Genomic DNA, 13,896 nt, shown 5'->3' on the forward strand with positions numbered 1-13,896 from the left:
TTTTTCATATCTGTCTCAATTAGGCAGCATTCGCCTGATGGGGTATCATTCAATGGAATCATCTATTCAATTGAAAGAGTGCCATGCGTTGTCCCTATTGCCAGTCTGAAGATACGCAGGTGAAGGATTCCCGCCCGGCGGAAGACGGTGCGGTTATTCGCCGACGTCGTGTCTGTTCGGTATGTGGCGGACGCTTCACAACTTTTGAGCGCGTGCAATTGCGTGATCTTATGGTCGTGAAGAAGAGCGGTCGTCGGGTGCCTTTCGATCGTGAAAAGCTATCTCGTTCCATTGATGTGGCTCTGCGCAAGCGTGAGATTGATGAAGAGCGTATCGAACGCGCGATTTCTGGTATCGTGCGCCAACTCGAAAGCTCAGGCGAAGCCGAAGTAACGTCCGACGAAATTGGCCGTCTAGCGATGGATGCGCTCAAGGGCGTCGATGACATCGCCTATATCCGCTTTGCTTCCGTCTATCGCAATTTCAGCAAGGCCGTCGATTTCCACAACGTCATTGATGAATTGACTGTCACTGAACCCGCCTCCGACCCGGACGCATAAAATGAGCCAAGTGGAATTCTCGCATGCAAAAGCGACGGCCGATGATCTGCGCTTCATGGAAGCAGCCATTCGTCTTGCACGGCGCAACAAGGGCTTAACGGGAACAAACCCGTCAGTTGGCACGATCATCGTCAAAGATGGTGTTATCGTTGGACGTGGCGTGACGGCAATCGGTGGGCGTCCTCATGCAGAGCCGCAGGCACTGGCCGATGCGGGTGAGGCGGCGCGGGGCGCCACGGCTTATGTCAGTCTCGAACCTTGCGCACATCATGGTCGTACACCGCCATGTGCGGAAGCTCTGGTGCATGCAGGTATTGTGCGGGTGTTTGTTGCCGCGACTGATCCCGACGAAAGAGTAAGCGGCAAAGGCTTCGCAATCCTGCGTGACGCGGGCATTGAAGTGGTGCCGGGCATTCTGTCAGATAAGGCTGCCGATGACCTCGCGGGCTATCTGAATCGATCTTCTAAAAAACGCCCGGAAGTGATTCTGAAACTTGCACTTTCTGCCGATGGCTTCATCGGTAAAAAGGGTGAGGGACAGGTAACAATCACGGGTCCGATTGCGCGCGCGCAGTCGCATATTCTGCGTGCGCAGACCGATGTAATTCTGGTCGGTGTCGAAACAGCAATTGCTGATGACCCAATTCTGAATTGTCGTCTGCCGGGGCTGGAACAACGCTCGCCCGTTCGCCTTGTGTTGGATAGCGGATTAAAACTGCCGCTCGATTCAAAGCTTATTCGCAGTTCAGACGCTATTCCTTTGTGGCTTGCTTGTTGTGAACATGTGGCGCCTGAGCGACGTTATGAGATGCAGGCGGCGGGATGCCGCATCATCGCGGCGGAAAGTGATGAAGGCCGCATCGCTTTACCAGAATTGATGGATGACCTTGCTGCACAGGGTATTTCCTCTGTTCTGGTCGAGGGTGGAGCAAGCGTTGCCAGCAGCTTTTTAAAAGAAAATCTGGTTGATCGCGTCGTGCTTTTCCGCTCACCTGTTGAAATCGGTTCTGCCGCCGGGGTTGCCGTCACGGATCTGCAATCCCATATCGCTAATGAATTCGCAATTGTGCGCGAGGCGCGATATGGCGACGATGCTTATGCGGAATATGTAAGGAAGACTTGATGTTTACAGGTATTGTCACCGACATTGGCAAGGTTGATCGTATTAAGCCGCTTAATGAAGGTGTGCTGCTGCGGATCGAAACAGCTTACGATCCTGAAACCATCGAGCTTGGCGCTTCGATTGCCTGTTCTGGAGTTTGCCTGACCGTTGTGGCACTACCGGAAAAAGGCACCAATGCCCGCTGGTTTGAAGTGGAAGCCTGGGAAGAGGCATTGCGTCTCACGACCATTTCAAAATGGGAAAATGGCACCCGCATTAATCTTGAGCGTTCGCTCAAGCTTGGTGACGAAATGGGTGGCCATCTTGTGTCCGGTCACATCGATGGACAGGCGGAAATTGTTGAGCGCAAGGAAGAGGGCGATGCTGTCCGCTTCACTCTGCGTGCGCCGGAAGAACTGGCACCTTTTATCGCCCAGAAAGGCTCTGTCGCACTGGATGGTACATCGCTGACGGTCAATGGCGTCAATGGCAATGAATTTGACGTTCTGCTTATTCGCCATTCGCTTGAAGTGACCACGTGGGGCGACCGTAAAGCAGGCGACAAGATCAATATTGAGATCGATCAGCTGGCCCGTTACGCAGCAAGGCTTGCGCAATATAAGAAATAAGCTTAGAGCCTAAGAACCCTAAGCTGTTTTTTTGAATTTAGCGTTGACCGCAGGATTTGCGGTCCGCGATTTCTGTCATGGAGTCTCTCATGTCGAAGCACGAGGCGCACGCGCCGCATTTGCTCATTGTTGAAGCGCGTTTCTACGAAGAACTGTCGGATGCGCTTCTTGACGGCGCAAAGGCTGCTCTGGATGCTGCTGGCGCGACTTATGATGTTGTGACGGTTCCCGGTGCACTGGAAGTGCCAGCGACGATTTCTTTCGCGCTTGATGGCGCTGAAAATGGCGGCACGAATTATGATGGCTTTGTCGCTCTCGGCACAGTCATTCGTGGTGAAACCTATCATTTTGATATTGTTGCCAATGAATCCTGCCGCGCATTGACCGATCTTGCAGTTGAAGAAGGTCTTGCTATTGGCAATGGCATTCTGACTGTAGAGAATGATGAGCAGGCTTGGGTGCGTGCGCGTCGCGAAGATAAGGACAAGGGTGGCTTTGCAGCCCGTGCAGCCCTAACTATGATTGATCTACGTAAGAAATTCGGAGCCTGATACGATGACTGCTTCTTCTGAAGGCCGCACCAGCCCGAATGCACCAAGAGCCGCAAACAAGCGTGGCGTTGCGCGTCTCGCAGCCGTTCAGGCGCTTTATCAGATGGATGTTGCCGGAACAGGCGTCATCGAAGTCGTTGCTGAATATGAAGCCCATCGCCTTGGCAAGGAAGTGGATGGCATGCAGTATCTCGATGCAGATCCGCAATGGTTCCGTGGCATTGTGGCAGGTGTTGTGGAAACGCAGCTTGCACTGGATCCGATGATCCATCAGGCATTGACTGAAGATTGGCCGCTTTCCCGTCTTGATTCAACACTGCGTGCGATTTTGCGCGCCGGTGCGTGGGAATTGAAAACCCGCAAAGATGTACCAACTGCGGTTATCGTCTCGGAATATGTCGATATCGCCAAGGCTTTCTACACCGAAGAAGAGCCGAAGCTCGTCAACGCGGTGCTCGACCGTATTGCTTTCGAACTTCGTGGCGAAAGCCGTGGAACAAAGCCGCGCGGCAAGTAACAGACATTCCTATTTAGACCAAAAAGGCTGCGAGAAATCGCAGCCTTTTTGCTTTGGTAATTCAACAAACTACGACTTGACGTTTCAATACGTCTTCCGCATGTTGAGCCTGCGGCATTGAGAATGCGCGAATGCAGAAACATCTGCAAACTCTTCGATTGTAAGCAGATGCTTCAAACGTAAAATCAAGCCGATGAAACCCGGTGACTTGACGGTTTCAGGCACTTCCATGCCGCTATCTCTGGCCCGGGGAGGGGTTTTCGGGCCTTTCATGCGCCGATGTGTGCAGATAATCGCTCCGTGATTGCGAGCGATTTATCGCAAGCTGGTGCGCGCTCAATGGGAGTTGGCCTAAATGGGAATCGGAGTTCTTCTTCTCGTCATAGCCTGCGGTGTATTTTCCGTTCTGTTTGCCATATGGGCAACGCGTTCGGTTCTTGCCGCAGATCAGGGCACAGCGCGTATGCAGGAAATTGCTGCTGCAATTCGTGAAGGTGCCGCAGCCTATCTCGCGCGACAATATACAACCATTGCGCTGGTTGGCGTGGTTGTCTTTCTTGCGGTCTGGTATCTGCTCTCAATTTCGGCCGCTGTAGGCTTTCTCATCGGTGCGATCCTGTCCGGTTTGACAGGCTTTATCGGGATGCATGTTTCCGTTCGTGCGAATGTGCGCACAGCGCAAGCCGCATCCCTCAGCCTCGCTGGAGGCTTGGAAATAGCTTTTAAGTCTGGCGCTATTACTGGTATGCTCGTAGCTGGTTTGGCACTGTTGGGTGTGTCAGTTTATTATTTAATTCTGACGGTTTGGCTGGGTTATGCACCCTCTGATCGCACAGTCATCGATGCGCTTGTGGCGCTCGGTTTTGGTGCTTCGCTGATTTCGATCTTCGCACGCTTGGGCGGCGGTATCTTTACAAAGGGTGCCGATGTCGGCGGCGATCTTGTTGGCAAGGTCGAAGCAGGCATTCCGGAAGATGATCCACGCAATCCAGCAACCATTGCTGATAATGTCGGCGATAATGTCGGTGACTGCGCAGGTATGGCAGCGGATTTGTTTGAAACCTATGCGGTGACGGTTGTTGCAACCATGGTTCTGGCTGCGATCTTCTTTGCCGGTTCCGATGTGCTTTCAAGTGTGATGCTTTATCCGCTGGCGATCTGTGGCGTTTCCATCCTCACATCAATTGCGGGAACGTTTTTCGTCAAACTTGGTGTTAATGGCTCCATCATGGGCGCGCTTTATAAAGGCCTGATCGCAACCGGACTTCTGTCTATCGTGGGTCTTGCCGTTGCCAATACGCTGACGGTCGGCTGGGGAGAGGTGGGCGTCGTTGCAGGAATGACAATCACCGGCACCAACCTGTTTATCTGCGGCATCATCGGCTTGATCGTGACTGGCCTGATCGTCGTGATTACTGAATATTACACCGGCACCAACAAACGCCCGGTCAATTCGATTGCGCAGGCTTCTGTGACGGGTCATGGCACCAATGTCATTCAGGGACTGGCGGTATCGCTGGAATCAACCGCTTTGCCTGCGATTGTTATTATTGGTGGTATTATCAGTACGTATCAGCTTGCAGGACTCTTCGGCACCGCCATTGCGGTTACAGCCATGCTTGGCATTGCTGGTATGATTGTGGCGCTCGATGCCTTTGGTCCGGTCACGGATAATGCGGGTGGTATTGCGGAAATGGCCGGTCTTGATCCGGAAGTGCGCAAATCCACCGATGCGTTGGATGCAGTGGGCAACACGACTAAGGCCGTCACCAAGGGCTATGCGATTGGTTCTGCGGGTCTCGGTGCACTTGTACTGTTCGCTGCCTATTCAAACGATCTCGCCTATTTCGCAGCCAACGGACAAACCTATCCCTATTTTGCGGATATGGGACCGGTATCGTTTGAGCTCTCTAACCCTTACGTGGTGGCTGGTCTGATCTTCGGCGGCCTCATTCCATATCTCTTTGGCGGTATGGCAATGACGGCTGTTGGTCGTGCAGGCAGTGCCGTGGTGCAGGAAGTGCGGCGTCAGTTCCGTGAAAAGCCGGGCATTATGACTGGGCAGGATCGCCCGGACTATGCGCGTGCAGTTGACCTGCTGACCAAAGCGGCTATCCGGGAAATGATTATTCCATCACTTCTGCCGGTTCTGGCTCCAATTGTCGTATATTTTGGCGTTCTGCTTATCTCAGGCTCCAAAGCGGCGGCTTTTGCGGCTCTTGGCGCGTCGCTTCTGGGCGTTATCATTAACGGATTGTTTGTGGCCATATCCATGACATCGGGTGGTGGCGCATGGGATAATGCCAAGAAAAGCTTTGAAGATGGCTTCACAGACGCCGATGGCGTGAAGCATCTCAAAGGCTCGGAAGCACATAAGGCTTCTGTAACGGGTGATACTGTGGGTGATCCTTACAAGGATACCGCTGGTCCTGCCGTTAATCCGGCAATCAAGATCACCAACATCGTGGCACTTTTGTTGCTTGCAGTGCTTGCACATTCCGCGTGATGCGAAACAATAAAAAACCCGCCGTAAGGCGGGTTTTTTGCAATCCACTTTGCAGAATTAGTTGTTTCCGCCAGCTGTCATGCCGCCTGGAAGCGACGTTGGAGCTTTGGCAACACCCTGAATGATCTGGCCAATGAAGGTCTGATCCTTGCCGCCGGTCGGCGTCGTACGGGATACAAAATCAAAGACCTTGCCATCCTGAAGACCATAATTGGCGATATGGTGAACCTTACCATCCTTATCGAAGTAAACCGCAAGGATGTTGCGATCGACGATTTTCGGCTTCATGAACTGTGCCGCACGGTAGCGCTTCTGCGAAATGTAATAGAACACTTCATTATCGAAGGTCGCCGTTGTTGATGGCGTTCCTAGAGCCAGAAGCACTTGCTCACGGCTGGAACCAACCGGAACCGAATCGAGCGCATCCTGATCAAGCACGTAACCCTCTGTGATCGTTTCCGACGGGTTTAGCGTGGATGCAGTGTTGCATCCGGCAAGAGCCGCCGAAAAGAGAATTGCTGTGCCTGCGAGAAGGGCACGCTGTTTGCGTGCGCTTGGGAAAATTCGCTGCAACAAAGACCTCTCCATACATTCTATATCAGCGCGGCACTTTCGCCGTCAGGAGAACTTCGGTAAACCACCTTGCAACTGGATGCAACAAGTACGGTCGTATACGAATGATTCTTCGACTTTTTCGCCGCAAAAACAAAGCAAATGAGACAGTTGTGCTTCGCGTTTACGAGACGATCGTGGCGGCGGCGCGGCAAAAGCGATTTTATTCGCAATTTCAGGTGCCTGATACACCATTGGGGCGCTATGAAATGCTTTCGGTTCATATTTTCCTCACTCTTCATCGTATGAAGGGCGAAAATTCGGCGCTGATGCCCCTTGCACAGGACATTGCAGATGAATTTTTCAAGGATGTTGACCATTCCTTGCGAGAATTGGGAATCGGTGATCAGGGCGTTCCGAAGCGGATGAAGAAGCTCGCACGGATGTTCTACGGTCGTGTCAGTTCTTATGGCTCGGCACTGGATAATAATGACCAAGAGGCATTGGCAGCAGCTCTAACAAGAAATATTCAGCCTGATCTCGAATTATGGCCGCATTCTCACCATTTGAGTGCGTATGTGTTCGCGTGTCGGGATTTGCTTGCAAAAACCGATGACGGCGTTTTGGCGGCAGGCGATATTTCCTTTATAAATGTCGAAGACATGGCGCTATCGCCAACTGATACGAAGAAAAAGGCTGAGAATAATGACTGATAAACCGGCACTGACTTATCCCGTTCCGGTTCTGCATCTCCCCCACAAGGGTCTGACGGTGAAGATTGGGACGAATGAAAAGGAAAGAGCGGCGTTGGCTGATGAGCACGGCCTTCGGTCGGTGAAATCCTTTGATGCCGAATTTTTGCTCACACCTTGGAAAAAGCGCGGCATTCGCATTCGCGGAACGATCAAGGCAGACGTTGTGCAGTCATGCGTAGCCACGCTTGAGCCGCTGGATGCAACGATTGACGAGCAGGTCGATACGATTTTTGTGCCCGAGGATTCTCGCCTCGCTAAAATTCAGCTGGATGAGAGCGGTGAATTGCTGCTTGATGCGGAAGGCGCAGACATACCAGAGACATTTGTTGGCGATAAAATTGATTTGGGCGCTGTCGCGGAAGAGTTTTTTGAGCTGGCACTTGATCCTTATCCACGCAAGCCGGGTCTGCCCGACGAGGCGGAACCAGTGATTTTTGGCGATGTGGATGAGGAGGATAAGCCTGATTCGCCTTTCGCAAAGCTATCAGACTGGTCTAAGAAGCCGTGATTTAACGGATGCTTGATAGAATCTGGTTGTGCATGACCGGAAAAACACTATTTTCGCGGAAAAGCTCTCTGTTTTTAAAAATGCAGATTTGGGGCAAGGGATCGCACAGGATTAATCAAGAGTGATAAAAGTTTCGATTGACGCCATGGGCGGTGATTTTGGCCCTGAAGTGGTCATCCCAGGTGCGGCGAAGGCGCTTGAGCGTCATCCTGATATCCGGTTTATATTCTTTGGTTTGGCCGGACAGGTCGAGCCTGTATTGGCACGTTACCCAAAGCTACAGGCTGCATCCGAGTTTCGCGCCAGTGAAGTAGCAATTAAAATGGATGATAAACCGAGCCAGGCGCTTCGCTCTGGTCGCGGCAAGTCTTCTATGTGGCAGGCAATTGAAGCCGTAAAAACCGGCGATGCAGATGTTTGTGTGTCTGCGGGCAACACCGGCGCGCTGATGGCTATGTCAAAATTCTGCTTGCGTATGCTGTCCGATGTTGAGCGTCCGGCAATCGCTGCGATTTGGCCGACCTTGAAGGGTGAATGCATCGTGCTGGACGTCGGCGCAACCATTGGTGCGGATGCACGCCAGCTTGTCGATTATGCAGTGATGGGCGCTGGCATGGCGCGGGCTCTTTTTGAAATTCGCAAGCCGACAGTTGGCCTTCTCAATGTCGGCACTGAAGAAGTCAAAGGTCTCGACGAAGTCAAGCAAGCGGCGCAGATCTTGCGCGATATGCCGCTCGAAGGCCTTCAATATAAGGGTTTCGTCGAAGGAAACGACATCGGCAATGGTGCCGTTGATGTGGTGGTTACGGAAGGTTTTACGGGCAATATCGCGCTCAAAACCGCTGAAGGCACGTCACGTCAGATGGCCACACTCTTGCGTCAGGCCATGAGCCGTACTTGGCTCGCAAAAATTGGCTACATATTTGCTAAGGGCGCGTTTGATCGTATTCGCGAAAAAATGGACCCGAACAAGGTCAATGGCGGTGTATTGCTTGGCATGAGCGGCGTTGTTATCAAAAGCCATGGGAGCGCGACCGCTGAGGGTTTCTGTTCAGCGATTGAAGTTGGCTATGACATGGTCCGTAATAAGCTGCTCGAAAAAATCGAAGTTGATCTGGCGCATTTCCACCACAGTCATCCGCAAACTGCGTCGAATGATGGTAGCGAAAGCACAAAATAATAATTGTCTCGCTAAGGGGCACGAATTCTGACCGGCAGAAAAGCCTGCTACGGTCACGCAGGACAGGAAAAATAACGATGATAAGATCTGTCGTACGAGGTATTGGTTCGGCATTGCCTGAGCGGATCATGAAGAACTCCGACTTCGCGGGCGTGATTGAAACCTCCGACGAATGGATTGTTCAGCGCACGGGTATCCGTCAGCGTCACATTGCAGGCGAGGGCGAAACAACCGTGTCGCTCGGTGCGGCTGCAGCGCGCGCGGCGCTTGAAAATGCAGGTATCGATGCGTCGGATATCGATCTTGTTCTGGTTGCAACATCGACGCCGAATCATACATTTCCTGCGAGTGCAGTCGAAATTCAGCGTGAGCTTGGCATTACGACAGGCTTCGCTTTTGATTTGCAGGCAGTTTGCAGTGGCTTCATCTATGCCATAACCACGGCTGATCTTTATATTCGTGGTGGTTTGGCCAAGCGAGTCCTTGTGATTGGTGCCGAAACATTCTCGCGTATTCTCGATTGGAATGATCGCACAACTTGCGTGCTGTTCGGCGATGGTGCGGGTGCAATCGTGCTTGAGTCGGCAGAAGGCAAAGGCCTGACTTCTGATCGCGGCATTCTGACAGCGAATCTTCGCTCTGATGGCAACCACAAAGAAAAGCTTTTTGTTGATGGTGGACCATCCACCACGCAAACAGTTGGCCATCTTCGTATGGAAGGCCGTGAAGTTTTCAAACATGCCGTGGGCATGATTACCGACGTTATTGAGGCTTCTTTCGAAGAAACCGGACTGACTGCTGAGGATATTGATTGGTTTGTGCCGCATCAGGCCAACAAGCGCATCATCGACGCTTCCGCTAAAAAACTGAATATCGCCGAGGAAAAGGTGGTTATCACCGTGGATCGCCACGGAAATACCTCCGCAGCCTCTGTTCCGCTGGCACTCGCAACAGCAGTTGCAGACGGGCGCATTAAGAAGGGCGACCTCGTTCTTTTGGAAGCTATGGGCGGTGGATTTACATGGGGCGCAGTTCTATTGCGCTGGTAATTAGAAAATTGATAGGCCGCGAGGAAACTCGCGGCTTGACCGAACCACTTTTATTTGTGTAACCTCCTGTCACTTAAGGATATTATCTGTTCACACGCTAACCAGGTAGGTTCTGTTATGGGAGGTAAGACGGTCACACGTGCTGATTTGGCAGAGGCTGTTTATCGTAAGGTAGGCCTGTCCAGAACAGAATCGGCGGCTCTGGTCGAGATGATCCTCGATGAGGTCTGTGACGCTATCGTAAACGGGGAAACCGTGAAACTGTCGTCCTTTGCGACATTTCAGGTCCGTGACAAGAATGAACGTATCGGCCGTAATCCGAAGACGGGTGAAGAAGTTCCAATTCTTCCGCGCCGTGTGATGACATTCAAGGCTTCCAACGTTCTGAAGCAGCGCATTTTGCAAGAACATCAGAAGCGCAGCGCAAAAAGCGCTAAGTAAAAATTCAGATCAGTTTGCACTAGAGCAGTTTCATGAGTTCAGCCGCCCGTTTCGATGGGCGGCTTTTTTGTTTCACCATTGAAGCGAGGTGAGACTTTCTACTATCAACAATCTAATTGCGTATTTCCTGTTATTCTGAAGAGGTGCTTATCAGTTCCTGATATTATATATTCCTTATTAAGGCTGAGTCGGGCCGCTAATATGAGACGCCGAGAAATTGGGGCTTTTCGTCGGTTTTTTTTATGATAAACGCCGTTGGATTATTGTGATATTATGGCACGTACTGATCGAAGTACTGATTGCCATTTGAACTATCTGGACTGGCAGGGGAGGCCTTGAGGCTAACCAAACCACTGGAAAGGCAAGCAGATGGATAAAAGCCCTGATGCATTCAGGACGATTAGCGAAGTTGCAGAGGATCTTGATCTTCCGCAGCATGTTCTGCGTTTTTGGGAAACGCGTTTTACCCAGATTAAGCCTATGAAGCGTGGCGGCGGACGTCGTTATTATCGTCCGCTGGATGTTGAGCTGCTTAAGGGTATTCGGCATCTGCTTTATGATCAGGGTTATACGATCAAAGGCGTGCAGCGCCTTCTTCGCGAGAATAATGCACAATTCATCATTGCTCTCGGTAATGGCGATGTGCAGGCAATCGATGCGATTACGCGCCAGAAGCAGGCAGCCGCTGAAAAGCAGGCGATGGAAAACGCCGCTGACAACGAAATGGCCTTGCCGAATGGCATTAAGGCACCGCAACCAGCACGCAAGCTGTTTGGCCTGTTAAAAGGCGAAGAAGACGGCCCGATTGGTGCTGATGGCAAACGAGCATCCAAAGACAATAGAAGTCTTTTGCAGGAAGCGTTATTTGACCTTCTTGAATGCAAGCGACTTCTGGATCAGGTTCGCTGATATCGAATAAAAAAGGGAGGCATTTGCCTCCCTTTTTTATGTTTTATGTCGACGACAGTTTCAGTCCGATTATGCCGGCGAGAATAAGCATCACACTGGCAACGCGGAAAAAGCTCGCCGCTTCACCGAGAATGAAAATTCCCACCAGAAACGCGCCAACAGCGCCAATGCCCGTCCAGATGGCATAAGCAGTGCCCAGCGGAAGGGTTCGCATTGCAATAGAAAGCAGTGCGAAGCTTCCAATCATGGTTACAATGGTAATTACGCTGGGTGTGAGGACCGAAAATCCCTCAGACTTTTTCATGAAATAGGCCCATATGACTTCAAGGCCTCCAGCTATTGCCAGATAAATCCATGCCATTTTATTTTGCTCCGTTGATATGGGCCGTCCCATGATTGAAATAACGAAAGGTCGTCCTTTCGTGATGGATAAGGCGCATCCAGAAAAGTGTGAAGCGGTTTTCGGATAAGATGCGCGTTAAAACATAGAATTAATGTGAAGGATGCAGAGCATCATTGAGATACATGCAGCTCAGCATTGTGAAGACATAAGCTTGGATCACGGCCATCAACAGTTCAAGTGCTGTGAGCGCGACAGTCATCGCTAGAGGCAGAATTGCGGACAGTAAGCCCATTGTTCCCAGGCTACCTAAGCCAACGACGAAGCCAGCAAATACTTTCAGCGTGATATGCCCCGCCAGCATGACAGCAAACAAACGAACGGAGTGACTGATCGGTCGTGAGATATAGGACATCAGTTCGATTGGCACGATGATCGGCGCGAGAATTGCCGGGACGCCAGCTGGCATAAACAGTCTGAAGAACTTGAAGCCGTGCTTAAATAGGCCGTAAATCGTCACCGTAAGAAAAACCAGCATTGCCAGTGCAAAAGTCACTATGAGCTGACTTGTGACTGTAAATGCATAGGGAAACATGCCGATCAGGTTTGCCACCAGAATGAATATGAAAAGCGAGAATACCAGTGGGAAAAACTTCATTCCATGCTGTCCGGCATTCTCGCGAATTGTCTGCGAAACAAATTCGTAAAGCATTTCGGCTGAAGATTGCAGACGTCCCGGCACAACTTTACTGCGGTGTGAAGCAATAAACAAAAAACCTGCGGCAACCGTGACAGTTAGCAGCATATAGAGTGCAGAATTTGTGAAAACGATCTGCTGGTCGCCGAGTGTGCCAAGCTCGACAATAGGTCTGATCGCGAATTGTTCTATAGGTCCAGCCACGGAACACCCCTTAAATGGGGCCGTCCCCTATGCGAACACAGACGCGGGTCGTCCCGCGCATGTTTCAGATAGCCATGTTTTTTGCGGCTGACAAGTGTGGTGTCATCAGCGATCTACGAAAACTTGATTAAGCTACACTGGATCGACATGCCGTTTGCGCTATCCTAACAAGCACCTAATAATTTGGAGACTGACCAATGGCACTCTCACGACGAAATTTTATTGTTGCAGCGTCTGCCGCAAGCGGTGGAATGGCTTTGGCGCCCTTCAAAAGTGATGAAGCGAAAGCAGAAACTGCGTTGTCCAAAATTGAGAACCCAGGTTTTCATCGCTTCCAGTTTGGCGATTTTGAAATAACCACACTGTCGGATGGCCGACGGGCAGGCGAGGCACCTGAGAAGACTTATGCTGTAAATCAGGACCCAGAGGACGTTGCAGCGCTGCTCGAAGAAAATCTTCTGCCGACAGATCGCTTTGTAAACAGCTTCACTCCGGTTTTGATCAATACAGGCAAAGAACTTGTTCTATTTGATACCGGGATGGGTGCAGGCGCGCGCGAAGCGGGGCAGGGCAAGCTTATCAGTGCGCTTGAGGCTTCGGGCTATAAGGCGGATGATGTATCGCTTGTCGTGCTGAGCCATTTCCATCCTGATCATATTGGCGGGCTGATTGAAGACGGTAAACCGGCTTTTGCCAATGCGCGTTATGCTGCTGGGCAGAAAGAATATGACTTCTGGACAGATCCAGCACGGCTTGAAACTCCAGCAAAAGGTGTCGCTCAACTTGTCGATAAGAACGTGAAGCCTTTGGTTGATAAGATAACCTTTATCGATGATGGCAAGGATGTTTTGTCGGGTATCCAGGCTGTCGGAGCCTATGGGCACACGCCGGGGCATCTGGCTTTCCGCGTTGAATCAGGCGGAAAGTCATTGATGCTCATTTCCGATACTGCCAATCACTCGGTCATTACCTTACAGCGACCAGATTGGCATGTTTCTTTTGATATAGATAAGGAAATGGCGGCTGAAACCCGTAAGCGTATGTTCGATATGATCGCTACGGATAAGCTTCCGTTTATTGGCTATCACATGCCGTTTCCGTCGCTTGCATATTTGCAACGTGACGGTGAGGGGTATCGATATGTGCCTGAAACCTATCAGATTCGAACCACATAGTCGTAACGGCGAGTGGTGCGAGCGTATTCGTTTTGGATAATCATCAAAATAGACCTTGCACCACAAGCCTTTATATCATAGGGCTTTTTCATGGTCCGGAGCGTAGCGCAGCCCGGTAGCGCACTTGACTGGGGGTCAAGGGGTCGTGGGTTCGAATCCCGCCGCTCCGACCATTTTTCAAAAAACTTTAAGACATTTATTCTGGTATGCTGTTTCGTTTT

At 51.1% G+C, this 13,896-nt stretch carries 16 protein-coding genes and 1 tRNA gene; 14 read left to right on the top strand and 3 right to left on the bottom strand.

The window, feature by feature from the left end; genetic code table 11:
* The first annotated feature begins 83 nt into the window (after positions 1-83).
* From nrdR to WH356_RS01595, 6 genes are all read left to right on the top strand, one after another.
* Positions 84-560: a transcriptional regulator NrdR gene (gene nrdR, locus WH356_RS01570; RefSeq protein WP_339508344.1), complete on the top strand. Its 477-nt coding sequence runs from the start codon at positions 84-86 to the stop codon at positions 558-560.
* Between the two features lies 1 nt (position 561).
* A complete protein-coding gene (gene ribD, locus WH356_RS01575) occupies positions 562-1,683 on the top strand; it encodes a bifunctional diaminohydroxyphosphoribosylaminopyrimidine deaminase/5-amino-6-(5-phosphoribosylamino)uracil reductase RibD (RefSeq protein ID WP_339508346.1) in 1,122 nt (373 codons plus the stop codon).
* A complete protein-coding gene (locus WH356_RS01580) occupies positions 1,683-2,291 on the top strand; it encodes a riboflavin synthase (RefSeq protein ID WP_313828317.1) in 609 nt (202 codons plus the stop codon). Before ribD ends, WH356_RS01580 begins: the two co-directional genes overlap by 1 nt.
* A gap of 89 nt (positions 2,292-2,380) precedes the next feature.
* Positions 2,381-2,842: a 6,7-dimethyl-8-ribityllumazine synthase gene (locus WH356_RS01585; protein WP_339508350.1), complete on the top strand. Its 462-nt coding sequence runs from the start codon at positions 2,381-2,383 to the stop codon at positions 2,840-2,842.
* A gap of 4 nt (positions 2,843-2,846) precedes the next feature.
* Positions 2,847-3,359: a transcription antitermination factor NusB gene (gene nusB, locus WH356_RS01590; protein WP_339508351.1), complete on the top strand. Its 513-nt coding sequence runs from the start codon at positions 2,847-2,849 to the stop codon at positions 3,357-3,359.
* 355 nt (positions 3,360-3,714) lie between these two features.
* A complete protein-coding gene (locus tag WH356_RS01595) occupies positions 3,715-5,865 on the top strand; it encodes a sodium-translocating pyrophosphatase (protein ID WP_339508353.1) in 2,151 nt (716 codons plus the stop codon).
* Between the two features lie 57 nt (positions 5,866-5,922).
* Here the strand turns inward: WH356_RS01595 and WH356_RS01600 are convergent, their stop codons facing one another.
* Positions 5,923-6,441, bottom strand: coding sequence for an outer membrane protein assembly factor BamE (locus WH356_RS01600; protein WP_250039610.1), 519 nt, complete (start codon positions 6,439-6,441; stop codon positions 5,923-5,925).
* A gap of 101 nt (positions 6,442-6,542) precedes the next feature.
* Here WH356_RS01600 and WH356_RS01605 point away from each other — a divergent pair, with 101 nt between their 5' ends.
* The 6 genes from WH356_RS01605 (at position 6,543) to WH356_RS01630 (ending at position 11,259) form a co-directional block, all read left to right on the top strand.
* A complete protein-coding gene (locus WH356_RS01605) occupies positions 6,543-7,130 on the top strand; it encodes a ubiquinol-cytochrome C chaperone family protein (RefSeq protein WP_339508354.1) in 588 nt (195 codons plus the stop codon).
* A complete protein-coding gene (locus WH356_RS01610) occupies positions 7,123-7,680 on the top strand; it encodes a YceD family protein (protein ID WP_339508356.1) in 558 nt (185 codons plus the stop codon). The genes WH356_RS01605 and WH356_RS01610 overlap by 8 nt, the downstream gene beginning before the upstream one ends.
* 121 nt (positions 7,681-7,801) lie before the next feature.
* A complete protein-coding gene (gene plsX, locus WH356_RS01615) occupies positions 7,802-8,860 on the top strand; it encodes a phosphate acyltransferase PlsX (protein ID WP_339508358.1) in 1,059 nt (352 codons plus the stop codon).
* A 77-nt stretch (positions 8,861-8,937) separates the two neighbouring features.
* Positions 8,938-9,909 carry a beta-ketoacyl-ACP synthase III gene (locus WH356_RS01620; RefSeq protein ID WP_339508360.1) on the top strand — a complete coding sequence of 324 codons (972 nt, stop codon included), beginning with the start codon at positions 8,938-8,940 and terminating at the stop codon, positions 9,907-9,909.
* A 117-nt stretch (positions 9,910-10,026) separates the two neighbouring features.
* Entirely contained in the window at positions 10,027-10,350 is a 324-nt protein-coding gene (locus WH356_RS01625) for an integration host factor subunit alpha (protein ID WP_187545449.1), read from the top strand.
* 369 nt (positions 10,351-10,719) lie between these two features.
* Positions 10,720-11,259, top strand: a complete 540-nt coding sequence (locus tag WH356_RS01630) for a MerR family transcriptional regulator (RefSeq protein WP_250039617.1) — start codon at positions 10,720-10,722, stop codon at positions 11,257-11,259.
* A 43-nt stretch (positions 11,260-11,302) separates the two neighbouring features.
* On the opposite strand, the gene sugE is transcribed toward WH356_RS01630, so the two are convergent.
* Together sugE and WH356_RS01640 are read right to left on the bottom strand one after the other, a co-directional pair.
* Positions 11,303-11,620 carry a quaternary ammonium compound efflux SMR transporter SugE gene (gene sugE, locus WH356_RS01635; protein WP_339508361.1) on the bottom strand — a complete coding sequence of 106 codons (318 nt, stop codon included), beginning with the start codon at positions 11,618-11,620 and terminating at the stop codon, positions 11,303-11,305.
* Positions 11,621-11,750: 130 nt separating this feature from the next.
* A complete protein-coding gene (locus WH356_RS01640) occupies positions 11,751-12,500 on the bottom strand; it encodes a F0F1 ATP synthase subunit A (RefSeq protein ID WP_339508362.1) in 750 nt (249 codons plus the stop codon).
* Positions 12,501-12,697: 197 nt separating this feature from the next.
* Between WH356_RS01640 and WH356_RS01645 the strand changes: the two genes are divergently transcribed.
* Together WH356_RS01645 and WH356_RS01650 are read left to right on the top strand one after the other, a co-directional pair.
* Complete coding sequence (locus tag WH356_RS01645; protein ID WP_339508363.1) at positions 12,698-13,675, top strand: MBL fold metallo-hydrolase; 978 nt, start codon at positions 12,698-12,700, stop codon at positions 13,673-13,675.
* A gap of 96 nt (positions 13,676-13,771) precedes the next feature.
* Positions 13,772-13,848, top strand: a tRNA-Pro gene (locus WH356_RS01650).
* Positions 13,849-13,896: the final 48 nt, after the last annotated feature.

It is taken from the genome of Ochrobactrum sp. MYb379, assembly GCF_037479515.1.
Lineage (GTDB): Bacteria > Pseudomonadota > Alphaproteobacteria > Rhizobiales > Rhizobiaceae > Brucella.